General features: G+C 35.6%; 1 protein-coding gene and 1 pseudogene. Both read right to left on the reverse strand.

Annotated features, from left to right (window positions below):
• A partial coding sequence (locus tag BM260_RS18115) for an IS3 family transposase (protein WP_175496350.1) occupies nt 1-929 on the reverse strand: 929 nt, incomplete at its 3' end.
• Nucleotides 845-1,299: pseudogene (locus tag BM260_RS18120) on the reverse strand (hypothetical protein); the annotation flags it as partial. The gene BM260_RS18115 and the pseudogene BM260_RS18120, both read right to left, overlap by 85 nt.

The raw sequence follows: 1,299 nt of genomic DNA on the forward strand, positions 1-1,299 counted from the left end.
GCTTTTTCATAGTTTAAGCGATACTCAATGGGGCTCATCCCATTGAGTTTTTGTTTGATGCGTAGTGTATTGTAATATTCAATATAGGTTTCTATTTCTTGCGTCGCTTCTTCTAAAGAGCGAAATGAATTTCGATAGATACATTCATTTTTTAAAATACCAAAAAAACCTTCCATTAAGGCATTATCTAAACAGTTTCCTTTGCGTGACATACTTTGTGACATGTTATAAGGTTTTATCAACTGTTGAAAACGCGGGATTTGATACAGCCAGCCTTGATCCGAATGGATCAATACTTGATCTTGAAGAGATAAATTTGCCCGTTTAATCGCATTTCCAAAAGAATCTTGTATTAGTCCAAAGTTCGGGTTTTGTGTAATAGAATAACCGACAATCTCCCGGTTAAACACATCTAAAAAGGCGGATAAATAAAGTTTATTGCCGGCTACTTTAAATTCTGTTACATCTGTTAGCCATACTTGATTTGGTTTTTCTGTCTCGAAATGACGATTGATTTTATTATTCGCAATCTGACCAACCTCGCCACGGTACGAACGATATTTCTTTGCCTTTTGAACACCATGTAAACCAAGGTCATTCATTAAACGGCGTACCGTTTTATGATTAATAAAAAATCCTTCTTTGCGTAAGGCTAAAACAATTCGACGATACCCGTACAACTCTTTGTGTTGGTAGAATATACGTTCAATCGCTTCTTTTATCGTTGCGTATTTATCTGCCTTCTCTAAGTTCTTCTTATGATAATAGTAAGTTGCTTTTTTTACTTCAGAAACATGTAATAAAATTTGTAGAGGAAATTCATGCCTTAATTCATCAATCACTCTTACTTTCTCTTTGGTTGGGACTTCTTTTTTTCTTGAACTAAGGCATCTAACTTTTTTAAATAAGCATTCTCTGCTCTTAAGTATTCAAGCTCTTCTTGTAATTTTCCGATGTCTGTCATACCTTGTTTCGGCTGCTTTTTCTTCATATCACGACGCTCCCTTTTCAAATAATAGAGCGTCCATTCCTCTTCTGACATGTATTGATGCATCCACTTCCAGATGGTTGCACGACTGGGAATGTTAAAACGACCAGCTACTTTTGAATAAGGTTCAGCTGTCTCTATCATATGTTGTATTACGTGTATTTTAAAAGATTCCTCATAACCTTTACAAGCAGGAGCCATTAATCCTTCCATTCCATGAAATCGATAGATTTCTATCCAACTACTAATAACCATCTTATCGACACCCAGGTCGCGTGCGATTTTTCTTAATGACATTCCTTTCTCAAAAA

The organism is Psychrobacillus psychrotolerans (genome assembly GCF_900115805.1).
In the GTDB taxonomy this organism is placed as follows: domain Bacteria; phylum Bacillota; class Bacilli; order Bacillales_A; family Planococcaceae; genus Psychrobacillus; species Psychrobacillus psychrotolerans.